The 18,467-nt window shown below is 71.0% G+C and carries 15 protein-coding genes; 7 read left to right on the top strand and 8 right to left on the bottom strand.

Annotated elements, in window-relative coordinates; genetic code table 11:
* The first annotated feature begins 1,215 nt into the window (after positions 1 to 1,215).
* From MTQ01_RS23410 to MTQ01_RS23420, 3 genes are all read left to right on the top strand, one after another.
* The gene (locus MTQ01_RS23410) at positions 1,216 to 1,410 is read left to right on the top strand and encodes a hypothetical protein (RefSeq protein ID WP_211043470.1); all 195 of its coding nucleotides are present in this window, start codon (positions 1,216 to 1,218) and stop codon (positions 1,408 to 1,410) included.
* Between the two features lie 28 nt (positions 1,411 to 1,438).
* Entirely contained in the window at positions 1,439 to 2,923 is a 1,485-nt protein-coding gene (locus tag MTQ01_RS23415) for a hypothetical protein (RefSeq protein ID WP_247492857.1), read from the top strand.
* A gap of 72 nt (positions 2,924 to 2,995) precedes the next feature.
* On the top strand, positions 2,996 to 4,240 hold the full coding sequence (locus MTQ01_RS23420) for a cytochrome P450 (RefSeq protein ID WP_247492858.1): 1,245 nt from the start codon (positions 2,996 to 2,998) through the stop codon (positions 4,238 to 4,240).
* A 39-nt stretch (positions 4,241 to 4,279) separates the two neighbouring features.
* Here the strand turns inward: MTQ01_RS23420 and MTQ01_RS23425 are convergent, their stop codons facing one another.
* Positions 4,280 to 5,770: a PLP-dependent aminotransferase family protein gene (locus MTQ01_RS23425; protein ID WP_247492859.1), complete on the bottom strand. Its 1,491-nt coding sequence runs from the start codon at positions 5,768 to 5,770 to the stop codon at positions 4,280 to 4,282.
* A gap of 140 nt (positions 5,771 to 5,910) precedes the next feature.
* On the opposite strand from MTQ01_RS23425, the gene MTQ01_RS23430 reads away from it, so the two are divergent.
* The 3 genes from MTQ01_RS23430 to MTQ01_RS23440 all read left to right on the top strand — a co-directional run bounded on the left by MTQ01_RS23430 (position 5,911) and on the right by MTQ01_RS23440 (position 8,719).
* Positions 5,911 to 6,675 carry a glycerophosphodiester phosphodiesterase gene (locus MTQ01_RS23430; RefSeq protein WP_247492860.1) on the top strand — a complete coding sequence of 255 codons (765 nt, stop codon included), beginning with the start codon at positions 5,911 to 5,913 and terminating at the stop codon, positions 6,673 to 6,675.
* Positions 6,676 to 6,717: 42 nt separating this feature from the next.
* Positions 6,718 to 8,091: an MFS transporter gene (locus tag MTQ01_RS23435; RefSeq protein WP_247492861.1), complete on the top strand. Its 1,374-nt coding sequence runs from the start codon at positions 6,718 to 6,720 to the stop codon at positions 8,089 to 8,091.
* Between the two features lie 253 nt (positions 8,092 to 8,344).
* Entirely contained in the window at positions 8,345 to 8,719 is a 375-nt protein-coding gene (locus tag MTQ01_RS23440) for an RNA polymerase-binding protein RbpA (RefSeq protein WP_211043787.1), read from the top strand.
* Positions 8,720 to 9,011: 292 nt separating this feature from the next.
* Here MTQ01_RS23440 and fxsA read toward each other — a convergent pair whose 3' ends face one another.
* The 5 genes from fxsA to MTQ01_RS23465 all read right to left on the bottom strand — a co-directional run bounded on the left by fxsA (position 9,012) and on the right by MTQ01_RS23465 (position 14,920).
* Positions 9,012 to 9,659, bottom strand: coding sequence for an FxsA family membrane protein (fxsA, locus tag MTQ01_RS23445; protein WP_247492862.1), 648 nt, complete (start codon positions 9,657 to 9,659; stop codon positions 9,012 to 9,014).
* Between the two features lie 3 nt (positions 9,660 to 9,662).
* Positions 9,663 to 10,430, bottom strand: coding sequence for a polyprenol monophosphomannose synthase (locus MTQ01_RS23450; RefSeq protein WP_247492863.1), 768 nt, complete (start codon positions 10,428 to 10,430; stop codon positions 9,663 to 9,665).
* Positions 10,427 to 12,124 (bottom strand): apolipoprotein N-acyltransferase, encoded by a 1,698-nt coding sequence (gene lnt / locus MTQ01_RS23455; protein WP_247492864.1) that lies wholly within the window; start codon positions 12,122 to 12,124, stop codon positions 10,427 to 10,429. The genes MTQ01_RS23450 and lnt overlap by 4 nt, the downstream gene beginning before the upstream one ends.
* Positions 12,125 to 12,644: 520 nt before the next feature.
* Positions 12,645 to 14,279 (bottom strand): amidohydrolase, encoded by a 1,635-nt coding sequence (locus MTQ01_RS23460; protein ID WP_247492865.1) that lies wholly within the window; start codon positions 14,277 to 14,279, stop codon positions 12,645 to 12,647.
* A 200-nt stretch (positions 14,280 to 14,479) separates the two neighbouring features.
* Entirely contained in the window at positions 14,480 to 14,920 is a 441-nt protein-coding gene (locus tag MTQ01_RS23465) for an Lrp/AsnC family transcriptional regulator (RefSeq protein ID WP_211041304.1), read from the bottom strand.
* Between the two features lie 212 nt (positions 14,921 to 15,132).
* Here MTQ01_RS23465 and MTQ01_RS23470 point away from each other — a divergent pair, with 212 nt between their 5' ends.
* A complete protein-coding gene (locus MTQ01_RS23470) occupies positions 15,133 to 15,504 on the top strand; it encodes a hypothetical protein (protein ID WP_247492866.1) in 372 nt (123 codons plus the stop codon).
* Positions 15,505 to 15,886: 382 nt separating this feature from the next.
* Here the strand turns inward: MTQ01_RS23470 and MTQ01_RS23475 are convergent, their stop codons facing one another.
* Complete coding sequence (locus tag MTQ01_RS23475) at positions 15,887 to 17,059, bottom strand: acyl-CoA dehydrogenase (protein WP_247492867.1); 1,173 nt, start codon at positions 17,057 to 17,059, stop codon at positions 15,887 to 15,889.
* A gap of 314 nt (positions 17,060 to 17,373) precedes the next feature.
* Complete coding sequence (locus MTQ01_RS23480) at positions 17,374 to 18,459, bottom strand: S-(hydroxymethyl)mycothiol dehydrogenase (RefSeq protein WP_247492868.1); 1,086 nt, start codon at positions 18,457 to 18,459, stop codon at positions 17,374 to 17,376.
* Positions 18,460 to 18,467 lie beyond the last annotated feature (8 nt).

Raw genomic sequence — 18,467 nt, forward strand, 5'->3', positions numbered from 1 at the left:
CGACGCACGGGCCTACGGCCCGTTGCATGCGAATTACTCCGTAATTCGCATGTGCAGGCACTCCGTGCCTGCACGGAATTCCTCCGGAATTCCAGAACAATTCCTCCGGAATTGTTCACACATCGCTAACGCCGATAATGGATAATCTTAGTGGCAAGCTACCTAAAGCCAAAAGCAGCTGGCTAAAACCAGCACGACTCACTCCGCCCGAGGGCGGAAGCGGTAACCAGTTTCCGCTTACCAAAACAGTCATCCTACCTGCCACTAAAGCAAGCACGGGAAGACTCGTAAAACCTCAATACTAGATATCCACAGGCAATTCAGAAACGCCAACAAGTAAAACTTGCCGCAGCGACAATAAACACCAACAAACCCTCCCCAAGCCCGACGTCAGCAATTCCTCCAACCCCACCAAGCCCGCGTACCCGTACAATCCCCCAACTCCGCCACCTACTTCCCCAGCTCCCCATAACGGCCAACTCAACACGCTGCAAAGAGAGTTGGTGCCCAGGAACAATCCAACCCCACGTGCTGCTCGATACAGGAAAACCTGCCCTAAAAGCTGAAACACCACCCACCTAAAACCCCTTTCAGTCGAGTTGCTCAAAAAGGGATAACCGACCACCCTGACACTGCTATCCAACTTCCCCGCATCCAAGCTTTCTGTGATCCCAACTACTCCCAAAGCTCACCACTTAAAACAAAAACACAACTTTCACCATCGAAGAATGACACCCACCACCTCTAGAAACCCACAACCAATAATGCCAACACGAAACGTCCCACCTCCACACCACCCCTGTTCTCATTCCCCGCTAATCCCAGCACCGTCAAACGCATCCAACCAACACTCCACATAAACGACACAACGCCAATCCATAATCAACCGCACCAACACAACACTTCATAAGCTGCCCACCACTACTTCCCCTAACCCACCACAACGCCCGCCTCAACTCGCCGCTCAGCAGCGGCAGTTGTTCTTACCCACACAGGCGGTTCCTTCACCCGTCCGCCGCGCGCCCACCGCGTGCCAACCTCACGCCCAACTTCGACCGCCGCCCTCACCTATCTCCTCGGCCGGCCTCCCCCGATACGAGCAGTGCACCGAGAACTGCCTAAACCGATAAATCACCCATATGCATACAGCGAACCTTTCACACCTTCTGTGAAGCTGAGAGACAAGTCTGCCCGCATCCACTCCGGGAGTGCTTCGTGGTTCTCTCTGTCTCCGGTGTCCTCCTCCTCGGCATCGTCGCGTTTCTCTTCTTCCGCAAGGACGGCATGAAGCTGTCGCACGCAGCGGTGTGCGCGTTGCTCGGCTTCTACCTCGCCGAATCGGCCATCGCTCCGGGTATCGAAGCCGGCGGTACGACGTTGGCCAACCTGCTCAGCGGCCTGAACATCTGACCTTCGCTTACACGGAAAGAGAGCCTCCATGTCCTGGCTGCCGGCACTCCGTACACATCGACTGACCCGGGCGCTGGGGGCCGCGGCGGACGGGGCCACCGATGTGCTCCAGCCGCTTCTGGTGGTGGCGAGGGGATTGCTGCGGTTGGGCCGTTCGGCGCGTGCCTGGTGGGGTCGTACGCCTTCCGATCGTCGAGGTCCGGCGGTCTTCCTCGGGGCTGCCTGTGCATTGGTCGTCGCGTTGACGCCTTACGGCCCGTGGCTGGCCGTGGGGGCACTGGTCTGTGCGGCTGCCTGGACGGGGCGGGAGGCAGCCGAGGAGGCGCCGACGGGTCCTACCGCGGAGCAGTGCGACCGGTTGCAGGCTCTCTACGACGCGGTGGCGCCGTGCTTCTGCACGGAGGACGATCCGCACCCGCAGCCGCTGTACACGCCGGACGGCACGTGGGAGCAGGCCTTCGTCGCCCACGCTTTCGCTCCGAACGAGCGGTTGGAGCATGTGGAGTTGCGCTATCCGCCGTACTTCCCGGATACCGACGCCGCTGCACGCGGCCGGGTCCAGCAGGTTCTGGCGACGAAAGCCGGCCGCGACCGGGAGTACCGCTTCGACTGGGACGAGGAGCACAACCGGCTGCGGATGACGGTGCGCGAGGCGCTTCCGCACCCTGTCGACGCGCAGCGCTTCGTCACCGCTCCGACGGAGTCGGTTCTCGGTTTCACCGACCCCGAGTCCACCGCGCGGCGGTTGCCCGTCGTCGTGGACGGGCAACCGTGCGAGCTGCCGCCGGTGGTCTGGCGCACCGGTCCGGCGTCGACGGAGTCGCACCTGCTGGTGGTGGGGCCCCCTGGTTCGGGGACGTCGAATCTGCTGCGGTCGCTCGCGCTCCAGGCCCTTGCGCACAGCGATCTGATCGTCGTCGACGGTACGGGTGAGGGCGCGTACTCGTTTCTGAGCGGTCGCCCCGGTGTGCTGGCGGTGGAGACCTCGCCCACGGGTGCGCACACCGCTCTGCAGTGGGCGGCGCACGAGACCTCGCGGCGGTTGCACACGCCTGCGGAGCTCTCGCAGAGCAGGCCGCTGTGGGTGATCGTGGATCGGCCGACGCTGCTCAGTCATCTCGCGCACGACCAGGGGCACTGTGATCCGCAGGACTTGTTGGAGACGCCGCTGCGGCACGGCAGGGCAGCGCGCGTCACGGTGGCGCTGGCGGACCAGCTGCCGGAGGCCGAAGAGGGGTTGAGCGCCACGGTGCGAAGTCGTACGCGGGCAAAGGTCGTGCTGGGACAGGTGGGTTCAATCGACGGCGACCGTATTAATCCTGTTCTCGGCACGGCGCCGGCTCAGCCGGGGCAGGGTCATGTTCGGCTGGGTGACGGGCCGACGCATCGCATCGTCGTTCCCCACACGCCCGACCCGCAGAATCCGGCCACCTCGCCGGCGCTGCGTACGGCTGTGGAGGAGTTGCTTCCCGCCGTACCCGAGCCGGACGCGACTCCTGTGACCAACGTCTGACCGCCTCCTGGCCCGGCACGGTTCACCGGCTCGGGAAGCGGGTCCCCGTTCCTGCTTCCCGAGAGCCCGACTGTGACTGTGATTCCTGCGGCACCGGCGGATCCCGCCGTCGAACTCGCCGCTCCTGAGTTCTGGCAACTCCCGTGGAGTCAGCGGGAGTTGACGTTCGCGGCACTGCGTGAGCGGGAGGGGCCGACTTTTGTGCGGGACGGCTCGGCGGCCGGGGGGTTCTGGGCGGTGGTGCGGCATGCGGACGTCGTCGAGGCGAGCCGCAACCGTGAGGTCTTCCGCAGTGCTCCGGGCGCCACCACTCCCCCGCCGCCGCGGTGGGTGCGATGGGCCTTCGGGGATTCGATGGTCAATCTGGACGACCCGGAGCACGCCGTGCTGCGCCGTGTGGTGGCGCGGTCCTTCACTCCGAGGCTGCTTGCGCGGGCCGAGGAGGACGTGCGGAGCACCGCGGTTGCGCTGGTCGATGCGGTGCGGCGGGAGCGGCCGAGCGACTTCGTGAGCTCGCTCGCCGGGCCGATGCCGTTCACGGTGATCTGCTCGATGATGGGTGTTCCGGTGGAGTTGAGGCCCAGGATCCTGGCGCTGGTGGAGGTGGCTGCCCGCTCGGCCGGGGAGCGCCGGGGGCTGCGGCGGTGGGCGCGGGTTCCGGGGCAGGGGCTGCGGGCGCTGGCTTCGTTGCAGCGCATCATGGTGGTTCTGGCTCGGGAGCGGCGACGGCGGCCGGCCGACGATCTGATCACCTCGCTGGTGACGGCGGACGTGCGGGGCGAGGCGTTGACGGGGCGCCAACTGGGCGCTTATTTCTCGTTGTTGCTGGTGGCAGGGGTGGAGACGACGCGCAATGCGCTGGCGCACGGTCTGTGTCTGCTGACCGACCATCCGGAGCAGCGGGAGCGGCTGTGGGCCGATCCGGAGGGGATGCTCGACGGGGCGGTGGAGGAGATCATCCGGTGCAGTGCGCCGATCACGCAGTTCCGCAGGACGGTGGCGCGGCCGTACACGCTTGGTGGTGTGCGGCTCGGGGCGGGTGACCGGGTGGCGTTGTTCTACTGCTCGGCCAATCGCGACGAGCGTGTCTTCGAGCGGCCGGAGCGGTTCGACATCGGCCGCTCGCCCAATCCGCATCTGGGTTTCGGGGGTGGTGGCGCGCACTACTGTCTGGGTGCGCATCTGGCGCGGCAGGAGATGCGGGCGCTGTTGGGTGAGTTGGTGCGCCGGCTGCCGGAGGTGCGGTCCACGGCGGAGCCGCGGCTGGGTTCGGCGTCCTTCGACCACCGGGTGGTGGGGTTGCCGTTCACCTTCTAGGCGGGGGTGCTTCCGGGTGGTCGGTTTCGGGTGGGCTGGTCAGACGACCAGGCCCGGGGGCGTTGCGGTGGTGGCGGTGCCGCCGCCTGCGACGAGGCGGGAGGCGGCGGCGAGGCGGGAGGCGGCTTCGACGGCCTGGGCGCCGGAGACGGTGAACGGCAGGCGTACGTAGCCCTCGAACGCCCCGTCGATTCCGAAGCGGGGGCCGGAGGGGACTCGTACGCCGAGGCGTTCGCCGACTTCGGCGATGCGTGAGCCGGACAGGCCTCCGGTGCGCGCCCACAGGGTCAGTCCGCCGTGGGGGACGGTGAACTCCCACTGCGGCAGTTGTTCGCGGACGGCGGTGACCAGTGCGTCGCGGTGGCCGCGGGCGCGGGTGCGGCAGACGTCGACGGCGTGGTGCCATTCGCCGGAGCGGAGCAGGTGGGTGAGTGCCAGTTGTTCCAGTACGGGGCTACCGAGGTCGGCGGATCCGCGGGCGACGGCGAGGCGGCGGATGAGGTCGGGGGCGGCGCGGACCCAGCCGAGGCGCATTCCGGCCCAGACCGCTTTGCTGGCGGAGCCGAGGGTGATCACGGAGGAGCCGGCGGGGTCGAAGGCCGCGACCGGGCTGGGCATGGCGGTGGCGGTGGGTTCGTCCAGGGCGAGGTCGACCATGGTTTCGTCGACGACCAGGAGGGTGCCGGCGGTGCGTGCGGCGGTGACCAGTTCGCGTCGTTGGCCGGTGTCGGCGAGGGCGCCGGTGGGGTTGTGGAAGTCGGCCATGACGTAGGCGAGTTGGGGGGCTGCGGCGCGCAGGGTGCGTTGCCAGGCGGGGAGGTCCCAGCCGGTGTGGTCGGCGGCCATGGGTACCGGGACGAGGCGGGCGCCGGCTTCGCGCATGAGCTGGAGGATGTTGGCGTACGAGGGGTGTTCGACGGCGATGCGTTCGCCGCGGGCGGCGAGGAGTCCGCAGATGGCGGAGACCGCTCCCATGGCGCCGGTGGTGACCATGATCTGTTCGGGCATGGTGGGTACGCCGCGTGCGGTGTAGTGGTCGGCGAGTGCTTGGCGCAGTACGGGCAGTCCTGCGGGGTAGTCGCCGTGGGTGCGGGCGTAGGGCGGGAGTTCGGTGAGGGCGGCGGCGAAGGCGCGGCTGAGCCAGGGTTCGGGGGCCGGGAGGGCTGCGCCGCCGAGGTCGATCATGGTGTCGGTGGCTTCGGGCGGGAGGGGGTCGAGGCCGCGGGTGGGTACGGGGTTGCCGGCGGGGACGGTGGTCCAGCTGCCGGCGCCGCGTCGGGATTCGAGGAAGCCGTCGGAGCGCAGTGCGGCGTAGCCGGCGGCGACTGTCGTGCGGCTGACGCCGAGGGCGGTGGCGAGTTCGCGTTCGGCGGGCAGGCGGGTGGCGACGGGGACGCGGCCTTCCAGTACCAGGAGGCGGATTCCGTCGGCGAGGTGGCGGTAGCCGGGGGTGCCGGTGCGTTCGGGGCGTTGGGAGTGGAGCAGTCGTACGAGTTGTGCGGCGCCCACGCGCGCGGTCCATGCAGACACTGCCGACTCCGCCTCTCGCGTTGACCGGCCTGGTCATCGGCCCGGGTTCACCAGGGTGTCATGGGTGGTGGCGGGGCGACGAGGCGGCGAGGGGCGGGGCCGGTCGGGGTGGCGGTGGGGGGCGGGGCCATAATGCGGCGGTGACAAGTGCGGTGCATCCCTTCCTGGACGTTGCTCCTTTGGCTTTCGCTCATCGTGGCGGCGATGTCGGGGGCTTGGAGAACACGCTGTGTTCCTTTCGGCATGCGGTGGGCCTGGGCTACCGCTATCTGGAGACGGACGTCCATCTGACGGCTGACGGGCGACTGGTGGCGCTGCACGACGCCACGTTGGACCGGGTGACCGACGGCAGTGGCCGGATCGCGGAGCTGACCTGGGAGCAGGTGCGGCGGGCGCGGGTGGGCGGACGGGAGCCGGTGCCGCTGCTCGGGGAGTTGTTGGAGGCGTTTCCCGGGGCGCGGTGGAATCTGGATGTGAAGTCGGAGGCGGCTCTGGTCCCGCTGCTGGCGGAGTTGGAGCGGCTTCAGGCGTGGGATCGGGTGTGTGTCGGCTCGTTCGACGAGGGTCGGGTGGCGCGGGCGCAGGCCATGGCGGGTCCTCGGTTGGCGACGTCGTTGGGGTCGCGGGGTGTGCTGGGGCTGCGGTTGCGTTCGTGGGGGCTGCCCGGGGCGGTGCGGCGCAGTGCGGTGTGTGTGCAGGTTCCGGTGCGGCACGGCGGGGTGCGGGTGGTGGACCGCCGGTTCGTGGCGGCGGCGCACGAGTTGGGGCTGCAGGTGCACGTGTGGACGGTGAACGATCCGGGGCTGATGCGGCGGCTGTTGGATCTGGGGGTCGATGGCATCATGACTGACCGCACGGAGGATCTTCGTGCGGTGCTTCGGGAGCGGGGGGCCTGGAGTGGCTGACGCCTTCGCCCCGGGATGTGCGGCACGAGGAGGGGACCGCGGGTGGATGCGCAGTCGGTGGGTCTGAGCGGACCGCAGAGCGATGCGGCGGAGCGCAGGCGTGAGCAGCGGGGCTGGTACTTCTACGACTGGGCGAACTCGGTCTTCTCCACGAGTGTGCTGACGGTCTTCCTCGGTCCGTATCTGACGGAGGTCGCGAAGGCGGCGGCGGACGAGAACGGCTATGTGTACCCGTTGGGCATTCCGGTGCGGGACGGGTCGTTCTTCGCGTACGCGGTGTCGGCGTCGGTGCTGCTGTCGGTGCTGGTGATGCCGTTGGCGGGGGCGGTGGCGGATCGCACCGGCCGCAAGAAGCCGATACTGGCGGTGTCGGCGTACGTGGGTGCGGGTGCGACGACGGCGATGTTCTTCCTGGAGGGGGACCGCTATCTGCTGGGCGGTTTCCTGCTGGTGGTGGCGAACGTGGCGTTCGCGGTGGGGATGGTGGTCTACAACGCGTTCCTGCCTCAGATCGCGTTGCCGCACGAGCGGGACGCGGTGTCCTCGCGGGGTTGGGCGTTCGGGTACGCGGCGGGTGCGCTGGTGCTGGTGGTGAATCTGGGGCTGTTCCTGGGGCACGAGTCGTTGGGTGTGTCGGAGGGGACCGCGGTGCGGATCTGTCTGGCTTCGGCGGGCCTGTGGTGGGGGATCTTCACGCTGGTGCCGCTGCGGCGGTTGCTGGAGAGGCCCGGTGCGGGCGGGGGAAAGGCCCCGGCGGGGCGGCGGGCGTCGTGGGGGCAGGGCTGGCGGCAGTTGGGGAGCACGGTGCGGGAGCTACGGCGCTACCCGTTGACGCTGCTGTTCCTGGCCGCGTTCCTGCTGTACAACGACGGTATTCAGACGGTGATCACGCAGGCGTCGGTGTTCGGCTCGGAGGAGCTGGGCATGGACCAGACGACGTTGATCGGCGCGATCCTGCTGGTGCAGGTGCTGGCGGTGGCGGGGGCGCTGCTGCTGGGGCGGTTGGCGGAGGTCTTCGGTGCGAAGCGCACGATTCTCGGTTCGCTGGTGGCGTGGACGGTGACGGTGGGTGCGGGGTATTTCCTGCCGTCCGGGGAGCCGCTGTGGTTCTTCGCGCTGGCGGCTGCGATCGGAATGGTGCTGGGCGGCAGTCAGGCCCTGTCGCGTTCGTTGTTCGCGCAGCTGGTGCCGGCGGGCAAGGAGGCGGAGTACTTCGCGCTGTACGAGGTCAGCGATCGGGGTACGAGCTGGTTGGGTCCGCTGCTGTTCGGTGTGGTGTACCAGCTGACCGGTAGCTACCGGGACGCGATCATCTCGCTGATCGTCTTCTTCGTGCTGGGTTTTGTCCTGCTGCTCAAGGTCCCGGTGGGTCGGGCGATGCGGGCGGTGGGCAACACTCCTCCGGCCCGGATTTAGGCGTGGGCCGCCGGGGGCGGTAGTGTACGCCTCTGGTCCGTCGGCTGGACCCGTTACTGCAGCGCTCTCTTCAGCAACTCAGGGCGACATATCTTGATTGATGTGACGAAACGGGCGTCGACGGGTACAAGTATGGCGGCACGACGGGCGACGTTTCTCCCGAACGGGAATCATCACCGCCGACCGGACGTTGACCGGATGACGACGACAGCGACATCTGTCCTGTGGGCGACAAGCCCGGGAGGCACTATTCATGAGTGAGCGAGCTCTGCGCGGCACGCGACTCGTGGTGACCAGCTACGAGACGGACCGCGGTATCGATCTGGCCCCGCGCCAGGCGGTGGAGTACGCATGCGAGAACGGCCATCGCTTCGAGATGCCGTTCTCCGTCGAGGCCGAGATTCCGGCCGAGTGGGAGTGCAAGGTATGCGGCATTCAGGCCCTGCTGGTGGACGGCGAGGGCCCTGAGGAGAAGAAGACCAAGCCGGCGCGTACGCACTGGGACATGCTCATGGAGCGGCGTACGCGTGAGGAGTTGGAAGAGGTGCTGGCCGAGAGGCTGGCAGTGCTTCGCTCCGGCGCGATGAACATCGCGGTGCATCCGCGCGACAGCCGCAAGAGCGCCTAGGCCCCAGGGGCCGCAGCCCTGTTGAGGTGTGAGGCAGTCAGCCCGCCGACCCGGTGAGATCCGGGTAGGCGGGCTGACTGCTGTGTGTCGGGCGGGCTGACTGCTGTGTGCACTGCGCCGGGTGCTCCCTGCGGGTGCTGCGCGGGCCGGAGGGCCGGACGCCGCCTGCGGGGCTGTGGGTGGGCGAGCGGCTCGGGCGGGTGCGGGCGTGCCGGGAGGGGCGCGGGCAGGCAGGCGGCCCCTGGGCGCAGCGTGATCGCGAAGAGACGCGCGGTGGGTGGGGCGCGGTCTGTCAGGGGCGGGTCGGGCCGTGGGCGGCGGGGCCGTCGCCGTCCTCGGGTTTGCCCCCGGGCTCGTCCTCGCGGATGACCTCGCCGGGCACGACCTTGCCGTCCGGGCGGTGGATGCGCACCTGCTCCTGGGCGCTGCGTGCCTGCTGGACGGCGTCCGCCAGGCCACCGCCGCCGAAGCTGCGGCCCGCGGCGCGGCGGATCAGCGCGGCGGTCGGCGGGAAGATGCACAGCAGGCCCAGTGCGTCGGAGGCCAGGCCGGGGAGCATCAGCAGCAGGCCGCCGAGCATGGCGAGGCCGTTGCCGCCGCCCTTGCGGCGGTTCTCGCCGTCGGCGGCGGCGCCGGTGGAGCCGGGTTGCAGCGTCTCGGCGAGGTTGTGCCAGGCCCTGCGGCCGGCGCGTTTGATGACCACCGCGCCCAGTACGAACCCGGCTGCCAGCACCAGCACAACACCGAACAGGCCGATGGGGCCCGCGAGTTGTATCAGCAGCCAGACTTCCAGCACCGCCCAGGCGGCCACCAGCAGCGGCAGGAACCGGCGAACGCCCCGGGGGCGGGGGTTGGCGCCGGAGGAGGCTCCCCGGGGTGCCCGGGGCGTGTCGGACTGCTCACGCGGTCTCTCGTACGGAGTGGGATCGCCTGTCGTCATGAATCAATTGTGCCTGCGTCCGAGCAGTCGGTTGACTCGGGAGGTCACGCCCCAGGCGGGAACCCGCCACAGTGCCTCGAAGACGATGTCCTTGCTCATCTTGCTGTCGCCGCGTTCGCGTTCGACGAAGGTGATGGGCACCTCCACGACCTGGAAGCCCTGGCGCACCGCGCGGTGGGCGAGGTCGACCTGGAAGCAGTAGCCCTGGGAGGCGACCTCGGCGAGGTCCAGGCCCTCCAGGGTGTGGGTGCGGAAGGCGCGGTAGCCGCCGGTGACGTCGCGCACGGAGACGCCGAGGAAGGCGCGGCAGTAGGCGCTGCCGCCGCGGGAGAGGAACTCGCGGGACTTGGGCCAGTTCACCACGCGTCCCCCGGGCACCCAGCGCGAGCCGAGCACGAGGTCGGCGTTGCCGAGCGCGGTGAGCAGACGGGGCAGTTCCTCCGGCTGGTGGGAGCCGTCGGCGTCCATCTCGACCAGGACGTCGTATCCGTTGTCCTTGCCCCAGGCGAATCCGGCGAGGTACGCGGCGCCCAGGCCCTCCTTGCCCTTGCGGTGCAGCACGTGGACGTGGTCGTCGGCCGCGGCCAGCTCGTCGGCGAGCTTGCCGGTGCCGTCGGGGCTGTTGTCGTCGGCGACCAGGATGTGCGCCTCGGGCACGGCCTTGCGCACCCGTCGCACGATGGGTTCGACGTTGTCGGCCTCGTTGTAGGTCGGGATGATCACGAGGACCTTGCCGATCGGCCCCTGCGGCCTGGCTCCGGCGTTCGTCACTGCTGCTGCCCCTTCTCTTGCGTACGTCCGCGTCGACCTGCTGCCACGGCGGCGGCGCAGGAGAGGAGGCCGATGAAGGCCGTGATCCACTCCGGTGCCGGGCCCACGCGGTCGGCGACGGTGATGTCGTCGCGCAGCGGAAGGCTTGCGGTCAGAACGTCCTGGGTGAACTCTTCGGTGCGCTGCTCGATTGTGCCGTCGGGCGCGACGATCGCGCTGATGCCGCTGGGCGCGGCGGTGACGATGGCCCGTCCGTGCTCCATGGCGCGGAGTCGGGACATGGCCAGCTGCTGCTCGGGCTGGCCGGTGTTGCCGTAGGTGGCGTTGTTGGTCTGGATGACCAGCGCCCGTGCTCCGGAGGTGACGGTGTCGCGGACGATCTCGTCGTAGGCCACCTCGAAGCAGATGACGTCGCCGAGCCGGGCGGGGCCGACCTGCAGCACGCCGCTGCCCTCGCCGGGCCAGAAGTCCCGGGGCACCCGGTCGAGCCGGGTGATGATCTTGCTGAGCTGCTCGCGGTAGGGGACGTACTCGCCGAACGGCACGGGGTGCTGCTTGGTGTACGAGGCACCGGGCCCGGTCGCGGGGTCCCAGACGATGCCCTGGTTCTCGACGTACCCCTCCTTGGTGGGGTGGTCGACGAGCGCGCCGACGAGTATCGGTACGCCGACTGCCTTGGCGGCCCGGTCGATCGCCTCACGCGCCTCGCTGAAGCGGTGCGGGTCGAGGTCGGAGGCGTTCTCCGGCCAGATGACGAGGTCGGGTTGTTCCGCCCGGCCGGCCTCGATGTCCTCGGCCAGTTGGACGGTGGGTTCGACGTGGTTGTTGAGGATCATCATGGGGCGCCCGAGGAAGTCCATGCCGGGTTGCTGGACGTTGCCCTGGACGACGGCGATCTCGACGGTGTCGTCGGCGGCCGTGGGGATCGGCACCAGGAGTCCGCAGGCGCCCACGACGAGCGCGGCCGCGGCGGGCGGTGCGGCGGTGCGCAGTGCCTTCGGACCGGGCTGACGGGCGGCGCCCTCGCGTGCGCGCCACAGGGCCAGGCCCGCGGCGGCGAGCAGTGCGCCGCTCAGTGCGACGGCGAAGGTGACCAGCGGGGCGCCGCCGAGAGCGGCGAGCGGGGTGAACGGCGAGCCGGTGTTGGCGAACGCCAGGCGGCCCCAGGGGAACCCGCCGAGCGGTATCCGGTCCCTGGCCCACTCCTCGGCGACCCACAGGCAGGCGGCCCACAGGGGCCGGGCGGGCAGCCGGGAGGTGAGGGCGAGGCCGACGGCCAGGGCGGTCAGGAAGAGCGCCTGGAGCAGGGAGAGGCCGATGACGGCGTCCCAGCCGATGACGTGCAGCCACTTCAGCAGGCCGAGGAAGAAGGCGAGGCCGAACACCAGGCCGGTCCAGGCCGCTTGGCGCAGTCCGCGGCCGTGGGTGAGCAGGCTCAGGGCCGCGACGGCGAGCAGCGAGAGCGGCCACAGGTCGTAGGGCGGGAAGGCCGCTGCCAGGGCGAGACCGGCCAGGACGGCGGCCAGGGTGCGGGGTGCGCCGGTGCGGCAGCGCCCGGCGAAGCGGGCGGCGCGGCTCCGGTTCGGAGCGCGCGGAGGCCCTTCGGCGGGGGGTGTGTCCTCGCCGGACGCGTCGGCGACGGCCGGGGGCTGGCGGTGGCCGTTGTCGGCGGTGGTGTCGGGGCCCGGTGGCACGGTCTTCCTTGCAGGTCGGTGAGCTGGTGAATAGCGACCGTACAACGAGGCGGCCCGTGCTGGGATCCGGGTGCCGTAACGACTGGGTGGAGGGTGGCGCGCCGAGAGCGCGGGAGAGGACTGCGGATCGGGGCCCGGTGCCCTTCGGGCCGACCTGGGACCCGCTGGCTGCGGGTCGACCGAGAGCCGTTGTCTACTGAGCGTCCGGGCCCCACCCGGGTCGCACCTGCCGACCGCTCGAAACGCTCCGCCCCCGGCCGTGGGCGCTGGACCTGGCTTTCTGTGGCGGTGTGCTGGTACCTCGCACCCCACGTTGGCCCAGCGGCGTGCGACGACTGCGCGGAGATTTCGCGGTCGGACGTCCTGTGGTGGACTCGCCGAACCTATCGGGCATCGACTGGCGTCTGTCAACACCCGTGTGAGCTGCGGCGTTTCGGCGAACCAGCAGGTCAGTGCCGAGTGGGTGGGGCGCAGGGGCTCGGCGTGGCGGCCATCGTTCGGCGTATCCGCCGGGCTGCGATCACTCGTTCGGCCGCCGGTGGACGGTTCTGCCGGCGACGACGGTGCGCAGGCAGAGGGGCAGTTCGCGGCCGGGGGTGAGGTCGGGCAGACCCGGGGTGCCGGACCTGGGGTCGGTGGACCAGTTGGCGACACGGGTGTCGGGGGTCTGGACGATCAGTTCGCCGACCTGCCACAGGGCGTAGTCGGCGGGTGCCCCGGGGACGAGGACGCCGGCGTCGTCCCGTCCCACGGCCCTCCAGCCGCCCCGGGTGTGGGCGGTGAAGGCGCCGCGCACGGAGATCCGGTGTTCGGGCGTGCGGTGGAACGCGGCGGCGCGGATGGTGCCCCAGGGGTCGAGCGGGGTGACGGGGCTGTCGGAGCCGAAGGCCAGCGGGACACCGGCGCGCTGCATGGCGGCGTAGGGGTTGAGTCCGCGGGCGCGGTCGCCGAGCCGGGTGGCGTACATGCCGTCCTCGCCGCCCCAGTGGGCGTCGAAGGCGGGCTGCACGGAGGCGGTGAGGGCGAGTTCGGCGAAGGCGGCGACGGCGGTGTCGTCGAGCATCTCGGCGTGTTCCACGCGGTGGCGCAGGGCGCGTACGCGTTCGAGGCCGGTTCGCCGCGCGGCTTCCCGTACGCCGTGCACGACGGTGTCCAGGGCGGCGTCGCCGATGGCGTGGAAGCCTGCCTGGACGCCTGCCTCGGTGCACAGGGCGACGTGGGTGGCGACCTCGTCCGCGGTGAGGTGGGCGGTGCCGGTGTGGTCGTGGTCGCTGTAGGGGGCGCGCAGGTGGGCGGTGTGCGAGCCGAGCGAGCCGTCGGCGAAGAGGTCGCCGGCGGCGCCGTGCGCGCCGAGGTCGGCGAGGCGGTCCAACTGGTCGGCCGCGGTGAGGAGTTCGCCCCAGTAGCCGACGACGCGGGGGGTGGTTCCCGCCGCGGCGAGGGCGAGGAGCGCGGTGAGGTCGTCCTCGCCGGAGATCTGCGGGCCTGCGCATTCGTGAAGGGTTCCGATGCCGAGTTCGGCGGCGCGGCGCAGGGTGGCGCGCTGGGCGTCGGCGCGCTGGGCGGGGCTGACGGAGTCCAGGGCGAGGGCGCGTACGCGGTGGTGCGCGTCGCCGGTCAGCGGGCCTTCGGGGTGGTGTCCGCTCTCTTCGGGGAGGCGGCCGGCCATGGTGCGCAGTGCGGTGGTGGCGAGGGCGGAGTGGACGTCGACCCGGCTGAGGTAGAGGGGTCGTCCGCCGGTGGCGCGGTCGAGTTCGGCGCGGGAGGGGGGCCGCTGCTCGGGCCAGGCGGTGGCGTCCCAGCCGTGGCCGAGGAGGATGCGGTGGTCGGGGTGGGCGTCGGCGTACTGCCGGACGCGGCCGAGGGCGGCGTCCAGGGTGGGGGCGTCGCCGAGGTCGAGGCCGGTGAGGGCGAGACCGGTGGCGGTGGTGTGCACATGTGCGTCCGTGAACGCCGGGGTGACCAGCGCCCCGTCGAGGTGCTCGACCTCGTCGACGCCGTCGGCGAAGGAGTCCGCCGCGCCCTCGGAGCCGACCCAGGCGATGCGGTCGCCGCGCACCACCATGGCGGTGGCGAACGGGTCGGCGGGGCTGTGCACCTCGCCGCCGCGCAGCAGGAGGGTTCGGGTGTCGCTGACGGGGGTGGTGTCGCTCATGGGGACAGTCTCCCGCCTGCGGCGCGCGCGGCGTTGCGCGGGTGGGGTGCGGGAGGCGTGCGGGATGCGTGCGGGAGGGGCGGAGTGCGGCGCCGGTTGGCGGGTGCAGCCTGTCGGTGGCCGTAAGGGCGGGGCTCGCGGCCGGTCGTTGCCGGGTGTCGCGGGGTCACAGGTGCGGTGGGGTCACAGGCGGCACGGGCTCACAGGCGCGGTGGGCGGGCCTCGTAGGGGGTGGAGAGGACGACGGTGGTGCGGGTGGAGACGCCCGCCACCGAGCGCACCCGGGCGAGGAGCAGTTCGAGCTCGGTGGGGGTGGCGACGCGCACCTTGAGGATGTAGTTCTCGTCGCCGGCGACGCTGTGGCAGGCCTCGATCTCCTCGATGCCGGCGAGCCGTTCGGCGATGTCGTCGGGGGCGCTGGGGTCGAAGGGCTTGACCGAGATGAACGCGGTCATGGCCAGCCCGACGGACTCGGCGTCGATCAGGGCGGTGTAGCCCTTGATGACGCCGCGCTGCTCCAGTCGCCGTACGCGCTGGTGCACTGCCGAGGTGGACAGGCCGGTGGCCTTGCCCAGGTCGGTGTAGCTCATCCGCCCGTCCTTGACGAGCAGTTCCACAATTTCTCGATCCAGCTGCTCCACAGCAGCAAAACCTACTGCGCCCGGGGCCGTCCGGCACACTCAGGGTGACGGGGGGACACACGTCAGCTGCGGCGCCGCTCATCGCGTGTGACGAAGGACACACGCAGGGTCCGGACAGCGGGCGCCCCGCGCGGGTTACCGGGGTGGGGCGACGGGAAGTGCTTCGGTTGGCCGGGCCGGGTGCCCGGTTCGGGAACCCAGAGGGGGAGCACATGCGTACGACGAAGTCGTCCCGGTCCGACGCCGCGGCAGTCGCCGAGCTGGTCGCGGACGTCGAGGAGGCTCACGAACTGCTGGAGATCTACCGGGTGTTGTGCCCGGAGTGCGGCCAGCGGATAGGTCTGCTGGCGGACGAGGAGCAGCTGCCGGAGCACGCGCTGCTGCCCACCGCCCGCGAGCCGTTCGGGATGACGGTGTGCCGGGCCTCGGGTACGGCCGCGGCCCGGGCCGAGACGAGCGACGAGCGGGAGGTCGCCGAGCAGGACGCGGGGGTGCTGCTGACGCTGCCGGCCGGGCTCGACTGGCGCACGCAGCCGTTCTCGCACGCGGGGCCGGTGGTGCCCGCGCAGTCGCGGCGCGGCTGAGCGACAGGCCGGGTGCTGCGCGGCCCGGCCGCGGGTCGCGGGTCGCCGGTGGCACGGTGCCGGGGTGTCGGCGCTCGCGTGGGTGCGGACTTCGCGCACGGCTGTGCGGGGTGCGGCAGGGCCCGGGTGGATACGAAGTGTTCGGTCGGTGAAGCTCGGAGCGGTGGGGCCGACCGGGGTCGGCGCGGGCGGCTCGGACTCCGCCCGACGCGCTCCCGGAACGCGGTGACACACCCGGCCGGCCGGGTCGCCGCCAGGGGTTGAGTCGCCGTCACGGACGCGAGCGCGAACCCGGGCCGTCGCCCGAGCGGCTGACGGGGCACTGGCCGCACGAACGGGGCGGCGGGCACCGATCAGTGCCGCACCGCCCCTGTCGCGTCTCTCAGCGGCTTTCGGGGCCCGCCAGGTGGCGGGCGATGACCATCCGCTGGATCTGGTTGGTGCCCTCGACGATCTGGAGCACCTTCGCCTCGCGCATGAGGCGTTCGGCGGGGAAGTCGAGCGTGTAGCCGTAGCCGCCCAGGAGTTGGACGGCGTCGGTGGTGACACGCATCGCGGCGTCCGTGCAGAACAGCTTGGCCATGGCGGCCTGTCGGGAGAACGGCTCGCCCTGGTCGCGCAGTCGTGCGGCCGCGAGGTAGAGGGCGCGGCCCGCCTCGATCTGGGTGGCCATGTCGGCCAGCATGAAGCGCAGCCCCTGGAAGTCGGCGACGGGGCGGCCGAACTGGTGGCGCTGCGCGGTGTAGGCGAGTGCCTCGTCGAGCGCGGCCTGGGCGACGCCGATTGCGCAGGCGGCGATGCCGAGCCGGCCGGAGTCCAGGGCCGCGAGCGCGATGGAGAAGCCCTGCCCCTCCTCCCCCAGGCGGCGGCTGTCGGGCACGCGCACACCGTCGAAGTTGAGCTGGGCGGTCGGCGAGCCCTTCATGCCCATCTTGCGCTCGGGGGCGGCGGCGCTCAGCCCCTCGGCGTCACCGGGGACCAGGAAGGCGGTGATGCCACGGGGGCCGGGCTCACCGGTCCTGGCGAGCACGGTGTAGAAGTCGGCGACCCCGCCGTGGGTGATCCAGGACTTGGTGCCGTCGACGACCCAGTCCTCGCCGTCGCGCACGGCCCGGGTGCGCAGGGAGGCGGCGTCGGAGCCGGAGGCCGGTTCGGAGAGGCAGTACGCGCCGAGCAGGCCGCCGCCGAGCATGTCGGGCAGCAGGCTCTTGCGTTGTTCCTCGCTGCCGAAGCCGGCGAGAGCGTGGCAGGCCAGAGTGTGGACGCTGACGCCCAGTCCGACCGTCAGACGGCCGGCGGCGAGCTCCTCCAGCACCTGGAGGTACACCTCGTAGGGCTGTTCGCCGCCGCCGTGTTCGGCGGGGTAGGGGAGGCCGAGCAGACCGGTGCGCGACATGAGGGCGAAGCTCTCGCGCGGGAAGCGGCCGGCTTCCTCCTCCTCGGCGGCGGGTGGTTTGATCTCCCGCTCCACCAGATCGCGGACGAGCTTGAGCAGATCCCTGGCTTCGTCGGTGGGCAGTCGGCGTTCCACCGGCTGAGGACCGTGGTCGGGCATGGTCGGGCTTCCTCCCTGTGGGGCGGAGTGGACGGGCGGTACGGGCCGGGTGGGCCCGGGACGCCCGGTGGTCGGGCAACCGGTCGCGCGTTCGGGTCGGCGAACGGGCGACCGGTGCCGTGTGGCCCGTGGAGTATGCCCGATGCGAGGACGGGGCGTCACCGCATCGGCTGGAAGCCGCCGGTGCCCCCGTCCGCGCGGCGGAGCGGGGGCCTTCCGGCGGGCCGCCCGTACGGGGTGCGCGGGCCGCGGGTGCGCGCGCTGTGGTCGTGCGGGCCGCGCGTGCGCGGGGGTGCGCGGGCTGCGGTCGTGCGTCAGAGGACGATCACGGAGCGCAGGACGTCGCCGCGGTGCATCCGGTCGAACGCGGCCTCCACGTCGTCCAGGCCGATGCGTTCGGTGACGAAGGAGGCGAGGTCCAGACGGCCCTGCTGGTGCAGATCGATCAGCATCGGGAAGTCGCGGGAGGGCAGGCAGTCGCCGTACCAGGAGGACTTGAGCGCGCCTCCGCGGCCGAAGACGTCCAGCAGCGGCAGTTCGAGCTTCATCTCGGGGGTGGGCACACCGACGAGGACGACCGTGCCGGCCAGGTCCCTTGCGTAGAAGGCCTGTTCGTAGGTCTCGGGGCGGCCGACGGCCTCGATGACGACGTCCGCGCCGAAGCCTCCGGTGGCCTCCCGGATCGCCTCGACGGGGTCGGTGGCGGTGGCGTCCACGGTGTGGGTGGCGCCGAAGGTGCGGGCGGTCTCCAGCTTCCGGGGGTCCACGTCGACCGCGATGATCCGGGCCGCTCCGGCCAGGCGCGCTCCGGCCACGGCCGCGTCGCCGACTCCGCCGCAGCCGATCACCGCGACGCTGTCGCCCCGGCCGACCTGCCCGGTGTTGATGGCGGCGCCGATGCCGGCCATCACGCCGCAACCGAGCAGACCGGCGACGGCCGGGTCCACGTCCGGGTCGACCTTGGTGCACTGCCCCGCGGCGACCAGCGTCTTCTCGGCGAAGGCGCCGATGCCCAGTGCCGGGGAGAGCGGCGTCCCGTCGGTCAGGGTCATGGGCTGCCGGGCGTTGTGGGTGTCGAAGCAGTACCAGGGGCGGCCCCGCTCGCAGGCGCGGCAACGGCCGCACACAGCACGCCAGTTGAGGATCACGACGTCGCCGGGGGCGACCTCGGTGACCCCCTCGCCCACCGACTCCACGACACCGGACGCCTCGTGGCCGAGCAGGAACGGGAACTCGTCGTTGATCCCGCCCTGCTTGTAGTGGAGGTCGGTGTGGCAGACGCCGCACGCCTTGATGTCGACCACCGCCTCGCCGGGCCCCGGGTCGGGCACGACGATGGTCTCCACCCGCACCGGCTCGTTCTTGCCCGGCGCCACCACGGCTCGTACTTCCTGCGTCATCAGCGCTC

The sequence above is a fragment of the Streptomyces sp. XM4193 genome (assembly GCF_023072595.1).
In the GTDB taxonomy this organism is placed as follows: domain Bacteria; phylum Actinomycetota; class Actinomycetes; order Streptomycetales; family Streptomycetaceae; genus Streptomyces.

What these genes read in the sequence shown, in the direction of transcription:
- MTQ01_RS23415 (WP_247492857.1), top strand. Translation starts at nt 1,439, where the DNA reads ATGTCCTGGCTGCCGGCACTCCGTACACATCGACTGACCCGGGCGCTG.
- MTQ01_RS23475 (WP_247492867.1), bottom strand. Translation starts at nt 17,059, where the DNA reads ATGCCCGACCACGGTCCTCAGCCGGTGGAACGCCGACTGCCCACCGAC.
- MTQ01_RS23440 (WP_211043787.1), top strand. Translation starts at nt 8,345, where the DNA reads ATGAGTGAGCGAGCTCTGCGCGGCACGCGACTCGTGGTGACCAGCTAC.
- MTQ01_RS23470 (WP_247492866.1), top strand. Translation starts at nt 15,133, where the DNA reads ATGCGTACGACGAAGTCGTCCCGGTCCGACGCCGCGGCAGTCGCCGAG.
- fxsA (WP_247492862.1), bottom strand. Translation starts at nt 9,659, where the DNA reads ATGACGACAGGCGATCCCACTCCGTACGAGAGACCGCGTGAGCAGTCC.
- MTQ01_RS23480 (WP_247492868.1), bottom strand. Translation starts at nt 18,459, where the DNA reads ATGACGCAGGAAGTACGAGCCGTGGTGGCGCCGGGCAAGAACGAGCCG.
- MTQ01_RS23460 (WP_247492865.1), bottom strand. Translation starts at nt 14,279, where the DNA reads ATGAGCGACACCACCCCCGTCAGCGACACCCGAACCCTCCTGCTGCGC.